A 14,624-nucleotide genomic window follows, 5' to 3' on the forward strand; every position below is an offset into this window, starting at 1 on the left:
CTATTTATAAGGCATTTACCGCAAGAAAGATCCTGAAACAAGTTCAGGATGACGACTCGCGCAAAATACTCCGTGTTTTTTCGTATCAGGTGCCTAAACCTAAGAGATATGTGCTTTCACAAAATCACTCACTAAATAAGCGATTAACTTAGATGTGAGCTTACTCACCCTCCCATCAAGCATACGCGTAGCGCCTTCGCATATATGCAGGTAAGAAAATTTCTTAGCATGGGTTAAAATCAGTTTTCGAATATCGTTAACGGCAAATCCAGAGGGTGTTTCAGCACTCGAAAGCACATTCTGGATACAATCTAAGTCAATTTCTAAACCCGTGGCAGGTCCTAATTCATCAAAAAAACCATTGACATCGGCACCCATTAAAATATCATCAAAAAATATAGCTTTTAATTTTGGATTGTTATCAATCTGGCTTAAAATAGTTTCATTGTTATAATTCTGATGCAAGCCATACATAAAATAATTATTCAGGTAATTTTCTTTCAAAGCGTAAGAAAATCCATTTCCACTGTGTCTGCCTTCTAACTCCCTTAAATCGGCATGCGCATCTACATTTAATACGTCAATTGGGCCCCTAAAGGCTAAAGAAGTTCCTTTAATCATGCCATAAGCGTTGTTATGACCACCACCAATTACAATAGGGATTTTGCCTGCAGCTACAATTTTTTCGATGACCGGATAAACCAGTTCATCGATTTCAGCTACTTTATTTCTTAAAGCTTCAATAGAAGAATCTTCTGGTTCAGTAATTTCAAAATGTCCCAAAACCAAAATTTCTTCACCAATTAAAAAGCGGTTACTCTGGACATTCAAAAAAGCTGTTAAACTTGCGCGCCATGCCGATGCTGCTCCCGCAATACCTGCATTAGCCCTTACCCCTATATCTTCAGGGATTCCTAGCAATACAAATTTTGAATTGTTCGCTTCTAACCCTTCTATAGAGATTGCTTCATGTTGATAGGTATTAACCCTTTCGCCAAGCTTGGTTTCCCCATCACGATGGATAATCAAATGCTCAATGTCGCTTTGCGAATATATTTTAAGGTTATCCATGATAAATCTCACCGTTTAAAATCACCGTATCAACCTGGCTTTCACCAAAACTGTACGGCAAATAGGCTATTGAGGGCATTGGTTTTGTGATAAATAAATTTGCTTTTTTTCCAATGGCAATGCTTCCATAACTTTCGCTGATCTCCATTGCTGCCGCACCGTTTAGAGTAGCTGCATTGATGGCCTGTTCCGGAAACATTTTCATTTTAATACAGCCCAGCGACACCACAAAATTCATATTTCCTGAAGGTGTTGATCCCGGATTGTAATCGGTAGCCAAAGCAATAGGCAAATCGGCTTTAATAAAGCTTTTAGCATCTGCAAATGGAATACCTAAGTAAAACGAACAAGAAGGTAGTAATGTTACAACGGTATCGGCATTTCTTAACGTTTCGATGGTTTCCTCGTTACTTTCTTCCAAATGATCGACTGAAATTGCATTATTGTTAACCGCCACCTCAATAGCGCCCGAAACAGAAAGCTGATTGGCATGTATTTTAGGTTTTAAACCATATTTTGCTCCTGCTTTAAGTATCTGATCGGTTTCTTCTACAGAGAAAAAACCTTTTTCGCAGAAAACATCAATATAGTCGGCCAGGTTTTCTTCTGCTATACGAGGTAACATTTCATTAATAATCAAGTTGATATAACCTTGATGATCATTTTTAAATTCAGCCGGAAAGGCATGTGCAGCCAGAAAAGTTGCCTTGATAGGGGTTGGAAACTGATCTTTTAACCTGCGGATTACCCTAAGCATTTTGATTTCACTTTCAGTGGTTAAGCCATAACCGCTTTTTATCTCAACCGCACCTGTTCCTTGTAGAATCATCTGTTTTAACCTAATCGCAGCACTTTCAAACAATTCGTCTTCTGTTGCTTTTTGAAGCTTATTGGCCGAATTTAAAATCCCACCACCTGCCGCCGCAATTTCTTCATAACTTTTGCCCTGTATTTTCATGGCAAACTCTTCTTCCCGTGAGGCCGCAAAAACAATATGGGTATGGCTGTCGCACCAGGATGGGAAAATGTATCTGCCTTCGGCGCTGTGAGATGGAAGATGTGCAATGGAAGATGGAAAACTATCCATTTTTCCAAAATCTTTGATCAGGCCATCTTCTATCAAAAGCCAGGCATTTTCGAGAACAGGTAAATAATCAAGCTCGCTGCCACGAAGCACTAATTTATTTTTAGGGTGAATACCTGTAAGGCCTTTTATATTGGTGATTAGCATTTTGTTCGTTTATTGAGTAAAAGTATCGGGTAATAAATATCCGGATCTGATTTTGTAAACCCTGATCCATTTTACATCTTACATTATTCCATTTCCAATAGAACCGGACAATGATCAGAATGTATGGCGTCGGGTAAAATCCTTACATTTTTCAAACGGTTTTCCATTGGTCTTGTTGCCAGGTGGTAATCGATACGCCAGCCCAGGTTCTTCCCTCGTGATCCGGCACGGTAACTCCACCAGGTGTAATGATGCGGGTCTTTATTGAAATGACGAAAAGTATCGATGAAGCCGTTATCCAAAAATAATTGCATCCATTCTCTTTCCTCTGGCAAAAATCCTGAAGAATTGGCATTCGATTTTGGATTATGGATGTCAATAGCGGTGTGGCAGATGTTATAATCGCCACTTACTATCAAATTTGGGATCGCTTTACGCAAGTCTCCGATGTACCCGTCAAAAAACCGCATAAATTCGTACTTTTTCACCTGCCTTTCATCGCCGCTAGATCCGGATGGCATATATAAGCTCATTAAGGAGAAATCATCAAAATCAGCTCTTAAAATCCGTCCTTCTTTGTCGATCCATTCTTCACCGCAGCCAAATTCCACATGTTTAGGTTTAATTTTAGATAAAATGGCTACACCGCTATATCCTTTTTTCTCTGCCGGGAACCAATAATGGTGATAGCCCAGCTGCTCAATCAGTCCAATAATTTCAGGGATTTGCGAAGGCAGCGCCTTTACTTCCTGCAAACAGACCATATCAGCGTTTGTAGCTTGTAACCAGCCAAAAAAGTTTTTGGTACTTGCTGCCCTAATTCCGTTTACGTTATAGGAAATAATTTTCATCAGTTAAATTCAGTTTTCAATGGTGATGAAGCAATCATGATTTTTTATCACTGAGTGATAGTAAATCATGATAGTTTCATTCAGTAAATTTCAATTGTTGTGGGCGGTAAATTTAGAAATTAATTGAATAAATGCTTAGTAATTAAGATTTGCTTTCATTAAATTTGTTTATGAGCATCGAGGAGTTAAAAATAGAGATTGCAAAAAAAGTGTTCGAAACGGATGATGAAAATCTTTTATCAGAGTTGGACATGCTTTTAAACTACAATGAAAAGGTTGTGCTGGAAGAATTACCAAAGCACGTTCAAGAGGGAATTAAAAGAGGGCTACAACAAGCTAAAGAGGGCAAGCTAATTCCGTATGATGAAGTTAAAAGAAGACTTTCTGAAAAATGGCATTAACCGTTTCTTTTTCAGAAGAAGCATACGAAACACTGCTGGGAATTGGGATTTTCATTGAAGAAACCTGGGGATATTACCACGCTGAAAAATTTATCCAAACCGTTTATAAAAAAATTGATTTAATTGCCATCTTGCCCTTTATCTATGAGCCTATTGCACTAAATAGCCAGGTAAGAAAAGGCGTAATTTCTAAATATACTTCTTTCTACTATCACATTAACCAAGAAGAAATAAGAATTTTATTCTTTTTTGACAACAGACAAGACCCCTTGATTACATAACCATCTTATCTTCAGGGGATCTGCAATAGTTGTTTCTCCATTTTTTTTGCAGCTCTTCTTTTTAAAATGGTAACTTCCATTTTAACATCCTGTTTTGGGCGGTTGTTTTTATCGGTTTCAAGAGCGGCAATTTTATCTACCATATCCAAACCAACCACAATTTCGCCATAAACAGTATAATTGCGGTCTAAATGCGGGGTGCCTCCTATTGTTTTATAAACCTCACGCTGCCATTCAGGAATTTTAAATTTTAACCGTTTCTCTTCTATACTGTTTAACTGCTGATCAGTAAAAACCTTGCCCTGAACCAGGTAAAACTGACTACCACTTGATGCTTTGGCCGGATTAACATCATCACCTTCCCTGGCAGCAGCCAGAACGCCTTTTTTGTGAAACAAGCTATCATTAAATTCAGCTGGGATGGTGTACTTCGGCCCTCCTTCCCCCAATAAAGAATCAGGTTTGGCATTTTTAGAATCCGGATCACCACCCTGGATCATAAAATCTTTAATCACCCGGTGAAATAAAACACCGTTGTAGTAGCCTTTTTTTACCAATTTTAAAAAATTATCACGGTGTAAAGGCGTTTGGTTATATAGCTTAATAATGCATTCTCCAAATTCTGTTCTAATGCGGACATATTGATTTTTAGGCTTCGCAGCAAAGGCAGTAATGACTGAAAAAGCGCAAAGGAATAATAATATTTTCTTCATTTAACTAGTGTTTGAGGCTAAATTAAGCTAAAAAATGAAATTCAGTAAAGAAATCGCAGCTTTATTCGATAATTTTTGCTTTACCTTTGTATCAATGAAGTTAAAACAAAAAATAGCACTTTCTTTGGCTGTATTCTATGCAGTTAGTGTTATGGGTTTGGCTTTAAGCCTCCATTTCTGTGGTGGCAAACTGGAAAACGTTAAACTTTTTAGCAATGAGGCTTCGTGCAAATTCTGCAAGGATATTCCTGCTGAGAAGAAAGATGACGGTTGTTGCAAAAACACCCAGGTAACAGTTAAGGTAAAAGATAGTCATCATACAGAGGCCGAGTTACAAATGCCTAAACTGTTTTCTATTCAGCTTTTCCTCCATCCTCCGGTTTTAGCATTTCTGAGCAGCATCAGTCCGAAGTTTTTTAGTAAAATTTCGAACAAAGCACCGCCATTATCCTCGCGGATTGCTTTGCATATTTTCAATTGCATTTTTAGGAATTAGGATTTTTCTACTTTTCCGTCATCCTGAACTTGTTTCAGGATCTGTTTTGCTATAAGACCCTGAAAGGAATCCAGGGAGACGACAGTTTAAAAATTATTCTAATTCTAAAAAATCATGAAATCAATAAAAATATTCAGCATCATTATGCTATTTTTCGCCGTTAATGTTTCGGCACAACAAATATCTACAGCCGATTTACAGGTAACTGGTTTAACCTGTTCTATGTGCTCAAATGCAACACAAAAATCTTTAGAAACCCTCGGTTTTATCAGTAGCGTTAAACCTGATTTAAATAAAAATATATTCGTTTTAACTTTTAAAAAAGACGCCAATGTTAATCTTGATCTGGTCCGCAAAAAAGTTCAGGATGCAGGTTTTTCAGTAGGCGGCTTAACGGCTAACTTCAATTTTAATGATGTTAAGGTAGACGATAAAGGTCAGGCTGTTGTTAACGGCAATGTGTACCGTTTTGTAAATGTAAAAGGTAAAACGCTTAGTGGTACCGTTAAGGCCAGCGTAGTGGATAAAGATTTTATTTCGGGCTCAGCATTTAAAAAACAGGCCGCAACTGCTAATTCTGATGCTTATGCAAGCGGAACCGGTGTTGTAAATGGTAAAAAAACCCGTATTTACCATTTAATTCTTTCTTAAGATGAGGCGGATATTCGTATTGGCGCTGATGATGATCGGCGTTTACACCAGTGTTTCGGCACAAGAACTATATGTATTTACAGAGCCAGCAAGTAATATGCCTACCAAATCAATCGGTGTAAGGATTACTAATGAGGGCATGTTCAATTATCCGGGTTACGTAAGCCGGACGATCCCGGAGGTAATGATCGGTTTCAACAAAAATCTGATGATGCATGCACAGGCTTTTCTCTCGGACATGGATGGAAAATACCGTTTAGAAGGAGGAAGTTTATACGCCAAGTACCGGTTTTTATCCTTGGATGAGGCACATAGCCATTTCAGGGCATCTGCTTTTGGAAGGGTAAGCACCAGCAGGCGCCCAACATACACAAGAGACATTAATCTTGAGGGTGACAATAGTGGCGTACAAGGTGGATTGATCTTCACACAGCTGCTGCACAAACTGGCATTATCATCAACCTTGGGTTATGCACATGCTTTTGAAAACAGCAACAGTCAGATTGCAGGAATGCCGCAGCCAAAGAACATGTTATCTTACAGTTTATCGTCGGGTTATTTGGTTTTACCAGTAGTTTATAAGGATTACAAACAGCCCAATTTTAATGTATATTTAGAATTGCTGGGTAAAACCGATCCGGGCAACGGCCAGTCTTATTTAGATATCGCTCCTGCTGTACAAATGATTTTGAACAGCACAACCCGCATCGATTTTGGCTACCGCTTTCAGGCAGCCGGAAATATGGATAACCGATACACCAAAAACATGTACCTGCTTCGGGCAGAATTTAACTTCTTTAACGTTTTAAAATAAAAAAATAACGAAGCGATCATGGTTTTCATATTAAACTGAACATGAAACCATGATCGCCTCATCAGCATTAGAAACACTATAAAAAGATGAAAAAAATATTAGGATTAGTTGCCATCATGACGATCGCAACAACAGCTTTTACTTATGCACAAAGTAAAACAGATGTAGCCTTAAATCAGGTATTAACGGCATATTACGATGTAAAAAATGCATTAGCAACCGATAAAAAAGACTTAGCCATTGAAAAAGTGAAAGTTTTATCGGCAAAGGTAAATGCCGTTAATCATAAAGATTTACCAGCCGATCAACATAAAATATTTATGGAACAAGCGGCCATTATTAAAAATAAAGCCGCGCTACTTGCAGGTTCAAACGACATCAAAACACAGAGAAAAGCTTTTGAAGGGATTTCTTACGCAATGATCAAAACGTTGAAAGGCCTGAAATTTAACAGTCAAACCGTTTATATTCAATACTGCCCAATGGCGAAGGCGAGCTGGTTAAATGAAAAAGAAAACATCGAAAATCCATATTATGGAAGCATGATGTTTGATTGTGGCGACGTTTCTGAAACCATAAAATCGAACTAATGAACCTGCATATCAAAAATATGGTATGCAACCGTTGCAAAATGGTGGTTAAGGCCGAGCTGGAAAAGCTTGGCTTTAAACCGCTATTGGTTGAGCTTGGCGAAGTTACCCTTGCCGAAAATATTACAGCAGAGGATAAAATCAAAATTGCGGAGCAACTGACCCATTTTGACTTCGAACTCTTGGAGGATAAAAAAAACCAAGTTGCAGAACAGATTAAAACAGCCATTATTAACCTGGTACATTATACCAAAGAATCGTTAAAGATCAATCTTTCTGCCTACCTCAGCGAGCAGTTAAATCAGGAATACACGAGCTTAAGCAGCATTTTTTCTGAGATCGAAAACCAGACGATTGAGAAATATTTTATTGCTCAAAAAATAGAAAAAGCAAAAGAAATGCTCACTTATGGCGAACTTACCCTGAGTGAAATTGCCTACCAACTAAATTACAGCAGTGTAGCTCACCTATCGGCACAATTCAAAAAAGTAACCGAAATTACGCCTTCAGTTTATAAATCAGCATCAAAAGATAGCAGGAAAACGCTGGATAAGGTCTGAGCATGTAAAATGGAAGAGGTAAGATGGAGGATGGTTGATGGCCTATCGTCTATGGACCATGAACCAAAAAACCATTAACCAATTAACCTCTCTAAACAATTTCTTATCATACGTCAAGACTGATCGGCTGATAATCAGCTATTTTTGCACCTAAATAAAATCACTAAATATGAAAAAATTATTCTTATTTCTGATCGCTACCTCAATTAGTGTGGCATCATTTGCACAAACCAGCTGGAAGATAGATCCAATGCACTCATTTGTAAACTTTTCGGTTAAACACATGGGCATTTCTTTTGTTGATGGTTCATTCAAAAAATTCGATGGAACGGTTTCTGCATCTAAACCAGATTTAACTGATGCTAAAATCGCCTTTACCGTTGATGTAAACAGCATTACTACAGGTGTTGAAATGAGAGATGGTCACTTAAAAACAGATGATTTCTTTAATGCCGAGAAATTTCCAACGATGAAATTCGAAAGCATTTCTTTCAAAAAATTAAGTGGAAACAACTATGAGTTAAGTGGTAAATTAACCATCCGCGATGTAACTAAAGATGTAAAATTTGCGGTTGTTTATGGTGGTACAGCTAAAGATCAACAAGGCAATACTAAAGCAGGTTTCGGCGCTACTACAACCATTAACCGTTTAGATTATAATATCAAATATGATCCAACTGGTGCAGGTGTTGCAAAAGATGTTGCGATCAAATTAAATCTGGAATTTGTTCAGGGAAAATAAAACATTGGATTGTCATTCCGGGCTTGTCCCGGAATCTTTCATTTAAATAGATCCTGAAACAAGTTCAGGATGACGATTACCTAAATAAAAATGCCATGTCTGCGCTATCCCAATTCAGAAATTTTACTCAACGCTTGCCTCAAACGGATTTAATGCCAACGCTTTTTATTGGCCATGGCTCTCCTATGAACGGGATTGAAAATAATGAGTTTAGTGAGAGTTGGGTAGATTTGGCCAAACATATCCCTGTTCCAAAAGCAGTTTTGGTGGTATCGGCACATTGGTACACCCACGGTACTTTTGTAACTGCAATGGATTTCCCAAGTACCATCCACGATTTTGGTGGTTTCCCTCAGGCACTTTTCGATGTTCAATATCCTGCTCCTGGCGATCCGAAACTTGCTGCAGAAATCCCTGGTCTAATACACTCAACTCCTGTTGGTTTAGACCACGATTGGGGCCTGGATCATGGCACCTGGACAGTAGTAAGGCACATGTATCCAAATGCAGATATTCCTGTTTTGCAATTAAGTATCGATTATACCAAATCGCCTGAACAACATTATGAAATAGCCAAAGAAATTTATGCACTCCGCAAAAAAGGGGTATTGGTTATCGGCAGCGGCAATATGGTGCATAATCTACGCATGTTAAGCTGGGAAATGATTAATGGCGGCGGTTATGATTGGGCGATTGAAATGAATGATAAATTCAAAAATTTAATTGCCAATGGCGACCATAAACCCTTAATCAACTATCGCAACTTAGGTACCGATGCGATGTTGGCCATACCTACGCCAGAGCATTATTTACCCCTCATTTATACGCTTGGAATGAAAAACGATAAGGAAGAGGTTTCGTTTTTTAATGATAAAGCAGTTGGCGGTTCGTTAACCATGACTTCAGTTCTGGTGGGGTAATAACTGTCATGCTGAGGCACGAAGCATCTTTAAACGATGAAAACTTCCTTTCTATAGCAAAAGATTCTTCACTGTGTTCAGAATGACAACTACCTAAAATTCTATAAAACTTTATGATTATTCTGTAACGCTTATTGCTTCCCGAAGCGGTAAATTTGTATAAAGAATTCTATCATGACACATACCTATCAACTCACAGGCATGACCTGCAGCGGTTGCGAAAATAAAGTTAAAAGTAACCTGCTTACATTACCAGATGTAACCTCGGTTGAGGTTTCTAAAGATGCCAATACTGCTACCATTAGCATGGATAAACATATCGGTTTAGATGCCTTACAACAAGCTTTGGGCGGTAATGACAGCAAATATCAGATTTCTGCCACGCAGCACAATGAAACGCTTGAAGAAACAAAATCCTGGACCGAAACCTATAAACCCATTCTCTTGATCTTTGGGTATGTAACCGCAATATCGTTAGTGGTTTCGTGGCAGGCCAATGCCATCAATTATATGGTGTTTATGCGCATTTTTATGGCAGGTTTCTTCCTTACCTTTTCTTTCTTTAAAATGCTCAACTTAAAAGCATTTGCCGAAAGTTACGCCATGTACGATATCGTGGCTAAAAAATTCAGCGCCTGGGGTTATATCTATGCCTTTATCGAATTGGGCTTAGGCTTATCATTTGCATTAAACCTATCTCCTCTTATTGTGAATTGGGTCACCCTGATCGTAATGATCATCAGTATTTTTGGAGTTTTAGAAAGCGTTCTAAACAAAAAGAAAATTCAATGCGCTTGCTTAGGCGCGGTGTTTAACCTACCCATGAGTACGGTAACCATTGTTGAAGATGCGATTATGATTGCCATGAGCGCAGCCATGTTGATTTTGATGTAGTTAAATTTTAGTCAAAAGCTCATCAGAGGGAAGTTTTATAAACCCCAAATTCTTTATAGGTGCTTGCTTTCAAAATAATTAAGAAGTTCTAGTTTTTCATCAAAATCATTTGATAATTCAACTTTTCCTACAATATCATTTAATTTCGATGACGGAATAGGCTTTTCTTCAGACGCAATACTATCTACGCATTTTGTGCTTTCCTGATTCGAGTTTATAGTAAATATTTTGTTGGTATTCATAATTATTATTAAGCAGAATTTGAGGATATTTCAACGATTTTTTTTGGTCATGTATGACACCATCGTCATGCTGAATTTATTTCAGCATCTTTCTTGCTATGAAGACCCTGAAATAAATTCAGGGTGACGACAACTAAGATAAAATATATGCATTTACGGGTAAAATTAGAGATCTCAGTTATTGCCGCTTATATCTAAATTCCGATTTTCGGCTTTTCCCATTAAGCTCGCCTTCAATCCAGGCGAGCATTTCACTTTTCCCCTGGTTTTGGTATACTATTCTTTGTGGAAAATCGTGTGCCGCATTTTCGAAAATATAGATCTGATCTTTTGTGGAGATAAGCTTAAAACAGACTTCCTCTCCTTCATTCTGATTAGCAACCGTTGAACAATAGAAAACATTTTTTCCTATTTTTCTGATCTGTAAGGTTTCGGTAAGAACGCTATCTCCTTTTGCATTAACGCGATAACTCTTTCCTTTCAGTATTTTATCGGCACCCTGGCTCCATTGTTCCACAATTTTACCTTTGGGTGTCTGCATTTCCCATGAGCCTAATACAAAAGAAAAGGTTTTTGATGGATCTTTTTGCGCTTTAACATTGCTATAAAAACCAACTAGGAATAAAATCAAGGAGTATAAATAGATTCTTTTCATTTTGTTATGGTGTTGGTAATGTGTGCCAGGTGGTGTTTTCCGTGCCAGGCATACATGCCCAGCATATTGGCCAAAGTGAGCTCTTTATTTTGGGCCGGATGAATGTATTTTCTTTGGTAATCTTCTATTTTCAATGTTTTTAAAAAAGCAACCCAACGTTGATGTAAACCTGTTAACAGCTCAATCGATAATTTGATCTCAGCATTTTTTGCTTCTTCAGTTTCTGCCCAGCGTTCCTCATAATATGGTCTGATTACAGGAATATCCTCAGTAATCGCCTGCTTAAAACGGATATAGGCGTTGATATGACTATCCGGAACATGATGAACAACCTGCCGCAATGTCCAACCTTCGGGACGATAGGTTTGGTTCAGCTCTTCATTGGTTAAATTTTCTGTAGCTTTTTTTATTTGGCCTGGCAATGCCTCTATTTCAGAAATCCAGGTGTCAATCTGTTTTTGATCAAAAATATCAGGCATAGCAAATTGACCGATTGGGTATTTAAGCTGTTCTAAATCCATGGAGCCAAAATAAGGAGAATTATCGAGTTTTTAACCGCAAAGATCACAGAGAGGAAGGCACAAAGTACGCGAGGCTGGGACCATATTTAAAATAAAATCTGCGTCCATCTCCCTAGATCTGCGGGATATAAAATCTACATCAGTTTTTTCAACCATTTCAATAAGCCCATTTTTGGTGCATAAGGAGGATAAATCATGTTGGTTAAACCCAATTTTGATTGAAAAACAACCGCCCTTTCGTGTGAAAAGGTTTTAAAGCCAAAAATACCATGACAGTTTCCCATCCCACTGCTGTTAACTCCACCGAAAGGCAAATTCGGATTACTGATGTGAACCAGTACATCGTTTACACAGGTTCCGCCAGCGCTAGTTTCGGCAATGATTTTATGCTGATGTTGTTTGTTTTCTGAAAAGATGTAAAGTGCCAAAGGCTTGTTTTTGCTATTCACTAAATCAATAGCTTCCTCCAGGTTTTTAAAGGTGATTACAGGTAAAACCGGGCCGAATATTTCCTCCTGCATGATGGCACTGTTTTCTTTTACAGACGTTAAAAGCGTTGGCATTAGGGTTAAATTTTGTTCGTCTGCTTCGCCACCAAACGTTAATACCGCTCCATCTGCAATTGCATCTTCCTTTAATTTATCAATACGTTTAAATTGCTTATCATTAATGATTTTAGCGTAATCGTTTTTATTGATTTCAACGCCTTCAAAAAATAATTTCTGAACCGCAGCCTTGTAATATTCTACAAAATCATTTAACCGGTTTTCTTCAATTAGCACATAATCCGGTGCGATACAGGTTTGTCCGGCATTAACCAATTTGCCCCAGGCGATTTTTTCAGCAGCCTTTTTAATATCACAGGTTCCATCTACAATAGCCGGCGATTTTCCTCCAAGTTCCAAAGTAACCGAGGTGAGATTTTTAGCGGCAGCTTCCATTACCACTTTGCCAATTTCGGTGCTTCCAGTAAAAAAGATATGGTCAAACGGGAGTTTTAGCAGTTCGCTAGAAACATTGGCATCTCCTTCAAAACAGGCAATTTCCTTAGGTTCAAAAGTGGCTGCAATTAATTTACTGATCACGGCGGCTGTTGCTTCGCTTAATTCGGACGGTTTAAGGATCACACAATTTCCTGCTGCTATTGCCGAAACCAAAGGACTCATCATCAATTGTAATGGGTAATTCCATGGGGCAATAATCAAACAAACACCTTTGGGTTCATAATAAATTTTATTACTCGCAAAAAAATTACTCATGGTTCTGCCTGCCGATTTGGGTCTCATCCACCCTTTCAACTTTTTGATGCCAAAATCGATTTCGGCATAGGTAAAATATAGTTCAGTTACAGCACTTTCAAAACGGTTTTTACGCAGATCCTTTTCCAAAGCGACAAATATTTCTTCTTCGGCTTTTTCCAAAGCCTGTTTAAGTAATTTTAGCTTCCCGATACGGGTTTTAAAATCTGTTTTGCGTAGATCGAATTTATATTTTTGCTGTAAATCGAAAACCGCCTTTATTTGTTCTTCCATAATTATCTGCTTTTACACTAATCGATTTCCCTTAAAATACAAGTTAAATTTAGTTAAAATGCAGCCTTTTCATTAAAAATTCATTCATTTAAAGCATATTGCAGCAAATTTTAATAATAAAAGATGAAAAGATTGTTTTTTGTTTTCGCATTCATAATTCCACTGGTTATCCATGCCCAAACCATAAAAACAGATGTACTGGTTATCGGCAATGGCGATGCTGCTTATGCCGCATCTTTTCAGTCTTTTAAATCTGGAGTAAAAACCATCCAGCTTACCCAAAAAGAACCGTTGGAATTAAATAAAATTGCTGAAACTAAAAGGCCCCTAGTGCCTTTTTACCAAAGTTTTTTAAAGAGGGAAACTGAAAATGCGAAAAGCTTGGAAAGCCCAAAATCTAAACCGGATAAAAAAAACCGGACGAAAGTAATTGTGGTAGATAGCACGTTACTTTTAAACGTCATCAACAATACTCCTTACACAGAAATTAAACGTTCTGGCAGTGGTTGGGAAGTAAATCTCACAAAAGATAAAAGCATTAAAGCCAAAATTCTTGTGCTGGCAGATAGCCCTGAAAAGTTGCTTGCAGCACTAAAACTCTCCGCTTTAAATCCTGCGTCTTCAAGTCCGTTAAACTATAACGAAAATGCTTACCGGACAACGGTATCCGGGATTTCTTCAGGAGCCAGCTTTTTATCCCTCTACAGCCTATTGATCCCAGATCAGGAAAATTTACTTTATATCTCTAAAGATCAATTTGAAATTGGACAAGCAGCCGGGGCAACCGCAGCTTATGCCGCATTTTTCGACACCAAAATCAGTTTGTCAAATTTAAAAAGAATCCAGGGAGAATTATTGGCCTATAAGCACGCGTTAATGCCCTTTGAAGATGTAAAAATGACGGATTCCAACTGGTTAGCCATTCAAAAAGTAGGTATTACAGGGATTATTAAAGCAGAAATCACAAAGGGAAAAGCTTATTTTGCACCTGAAAAAGAAGTTACTTATCAAGAGATAAAAGAACCGATCAAAGAATATTATTATAAAGCACAGATCTGGTTCGACGATCATAAGAATATTCCCCTTAATCTGGAAAATACGATTTCTATGGTTTGTTATGTAGGCAATAAATCAATTGATGCTACAAAAGCCGAACTACAGAAAAAATGGAACAAAAATTATAGGTTCAGCTCCAAATATGATCTTAAAAAAGTGCTTAGCAGACGCGAATTTTCGGTCATCATTAACGAATACTTAAAACCTTTCGATGATGTGAATGTAGATAAAACCGGAAGGGTAATCCGCTAATTTTTGCCACAGATTTGCACACATAAACATAATTGCAAAAAATTATCTGTGTTCATCCTTTTTATCTGTGGTTAATTCATTAGGCAGAGGTTGTAACATTTCCATTTCCTTTTAAAATTAGGTAGCGCTTTGCCTAAATTGCATCCAAACC

The 14,624-nt window shown here is 37.8% G+C and carries 19 protein-coding genes; 11 read left to right on the forward strand and 8 right to left on the reverse strand.

Translation table 11 applies throughout. The features are described from left to right. Positions 1-99: 99 nt before the first annotated feature. From KYH19_RS20205 to KYH19_RS20215, 3 genes are all read right to left on the reverse strand, one after another. Positions 100-1,071, reverse strand: a complete 972-nt coding sequence (locus tag KYH19_RS20205) for a formimidoylglutamase (protein ID WP_219076409.1) — start codon at positions 1,069-1,071, stop codon at positions 100-102. Next, complete coding sequence (gene hutI / locus KYH19_RS20210; RefSeq protein ID WP_219076410.1) at positions 1,064-2,302, reverse strand: imidazolonepropionase; 1,239 nt, start codon at positions 2,300-2,302, stop codon at positions 1,064-1,066. The genes KYH19_RS20205 and hutI overlap by 8 nt, the downstream gene beginning before the upstream one ends. A gap of 83 nt (positions 2,303-2,385) precedes the next feature. Beyond that, positions 2,386-3,153 carry an exodeoxyribonuclease III gene (locus KYH19_RS20215; RefSeq protein ID WP_219076411.1) on the reverse strand — a complete coding sequence of 256 codons (768 nt, stop codon included), beginning with the start codon at positions 3,151-3,153 and terminating at the stop codon, positions 2,386-2,388. A gap of 170 nt (positions 3,154-3,323) precedes the next feature. Here KYH19_RS20215 and KYH19_RS20220 point away from each other — a divergent pair, with 170 nt between their 5' ends. Continuing rightward, positions 3,324-3,554: a hypothetical protein gene (locus KYH19_RS20220; RefSeq protein ID WP_121285286.1), complete on the forward strand. Its 231-nt coding sequence runs from the start codon at positions 3,324-3,326 to the stop codon at positions 3,552-3,554. Then, positions 3,545-3,835, forward strand: a complete 291-nt coding sequence (locus KYH19_RS20225) for a type II toxin-antitoxin system RelE/ParE family toxin (protein ID WP_219076412.1) — start codon at positions 3,545-3,547, stop codon at positions 3,833-3,835. The genes KYH19_RS20220 and KYH19_RS20225 overlap by 10 nt, the downstream gene beginning before the upstream one ends. An 11-nt stretch (positions 3,836-3,846) precedes the next feature. Here the strand turns inward: KYH19_RS20225 and KYH19_RS20230 are convergent, their stop codons facing one another. After that, complete coding sequence (locus tag KYH19_RS20230; RefSeq protein WP_219076413.1) at positions 3,847-4,548, reverse strand: peptidylprolyl isomerase; 702 nt, start codon at positions 4,546-4,548, stop codon at positions 3,847-3,849. Between the two features lie 34 nt (positions 4,549-4,582). On the opposite strand from KYH19_RS20230, the gene KYH19_RS20235 reads away from it, so the two are divergent. The 8 genes from KYH19_RS20235 (at position 4,583) to KYH19_RS20270 (ending at position 10,215) form a co-directional block, all read left to right on the forward strand. Next, complete coding sequence (locus tag KYH19_RS20235; RefSeq protein ID WP_219076414.1) at positions 4,583-5,044, forward strand: hypothetical protein; 462 nt, start codon at positions 4,583-4,585, stop codon at positions 5,042-5,044. Positions 5,045-5,158: 114 nt separating this feature from the next. Further along, the gene (locus tag KYH19_RS20240) at positions 5,159-5,695 is read left to right on the forward strand and encodes a heavy-metal-associated domain-containing protein (protein WP_219076415.1); all 537 of its coding nucleotides are present in this window, start codon (positions 5,159-5,161) and stop codon (positions 5,693-5,695) included. A gap of 1 nt (position 5,696) precedes the next feature. Beyond that, complete coding sequence (locus tag KYH19_RS20245) at positions 5,697-6,509, forward strand: hypothetical protein (RefSeq protein WP_219076416.1); 813 nt, start codon at positions 5,697-5,699, stop codon at positions 6,507-6,509. Positions 6,510-6,595: 86 nt separating this feature from the next. Next, positions 6,596-7,099, forward strand: coding sequence for a DUF3347 domain-containing protein (locus KYH19_RS20250; RefSeq protein ID WP_193419464.1), 504 nt, complete (start codon positions 6,596-6,598; stop codon positions 7,097-7,099). After that, positions 7,099-7,659 (forward strand): AraC family transcriptional regulator, encoded by a 561-nt coding sequence (locus KYH19_RS20255; protein WP_193419463.1) that lies wholly within the window; start codon positions 7,099-7,101, stop codon positions 7,657-7,659. The genes KYH19_RS20250 and KYH19_RS20255 overlap by 1 nt, the downstream gene beginning before the upstream one ends. Positions 7,660-7,828: 169 nt before the next feature. Then, complete coding sequence (locus tag KYH19_RS20260; protein ID WP_193419462.1) at positions 7,829-8,401, forward strand: YceI family protein; 573 nt, start codon at positions 7,829-7,831, stop codon at positions 8,399-8,401. Positions 8,402-8,496: 95 nt separating this feature from the next. After that, positions 8,497-9,321: a 4,5-DOPA dioxygenase extradiol gene (gene ygiD, locus KYH19_RS20265; protein WP_219076417.1), complete on the forward strand. Its 825-nt coding sequence runs from the start codon at positions 8,497-8,499 to the stop codon at positions 9,319-9,321. 174 nt (positions 9,322-9,495) lie between these two features. After that, positions 9,496-10,215, forward strand: a complete 720-nt coding sequence (locus tag KYH19_RS20270; protein ID WP_219076418.1) for a heavy-metal-associated domain-containing protein — start codon at positions 9,496-9,498, stop codon at positions 10,213-10,215. Positions 10,216-10,268: 53 nt separating this feature from the next. Here KYH19_RS20270 and KYH19_RS20275 read toward each other — a convergent pair whose 3' ends face one another. The 4 genes from KYH19_RS20275 to KYH19_RS20290 all read right to left on the reverse strand — a co-directional run bounded on the left by KYH19_RS20275 (position 10,269) and on the right by KYH19_RS20290 (position 13,165). Then, positions 10,269-10,457, reverse strand: coding sequence for a hypothetical protein (locus KYH19_RS20275; RefSeq protein WP_219076419.1), 189 nt, complete (start codon positions 10,455-10,457; stop codon positions 10,269-10,271). A gap of 178 nt (positions 10,458-10,635) precedes the next feature. Further along, positions 10,636-11,112: a DUF6265 family protein gene (locus KYH19_RS20280; RefSeq protein WP_219076420.1), complete on the reverse strand. Its 477-nt coding sequence runs from the start codon at positions 11,110-11,112 to the stop codon at positions 10,636-10,638. Continuing rightward, a complete protein-coding gene (locus KYH19_RS20285; protein ID WP_219076421.1) occupies positions 11,109-11,633 on the reverse strand; it encodes a YfiT family bacillithiol transferase in 525 nt (174 codons plus the stop codon). The genes KYH19_RS20280 and KYH19_RS20285 overlap by 4 nt, the downstream gene beginning before the upstream one ends. A gap of 134 nt (positions 11,634-11,767) precedes the next feature. Further along, positions 11,768-13,165, reverse strand: a complete 1,398-nt coding sequence (locus KYH19_RS20290; protein WP_219076422.1) for an aldehyde dehydrogenase family protein — start codon at positions 13,163-13,165, stop codon at positions 11,768-11,770. Between the two features lie 123 nt (positions 13,166-13,288). Here KYH19_RS20290 and KYH19_RS20295 point away from each other — a divergent pair, with 123 nt between their 5' ends. Further along, positions 13,289-14,473, forward strand: coding sequence for a hypothetical protein (locus KYH19_RS20295; protein WP_219076423.1), 1,185 nt, complete (start codon positions 13,289-13,291; stop codon positions 14,471-14,473). Positions 14,474-14,624: the final 151 nt, after the last annotated feature.

The sequence above is a fragment of the Pedobacter sp. D749 genome (assembly GCF_019317285.1).
GTDB lineage: Bacteria > Bacteroidota > Bacteroidia > Sphingobacteriales > Sphingobacteriaceae > Pedobacter.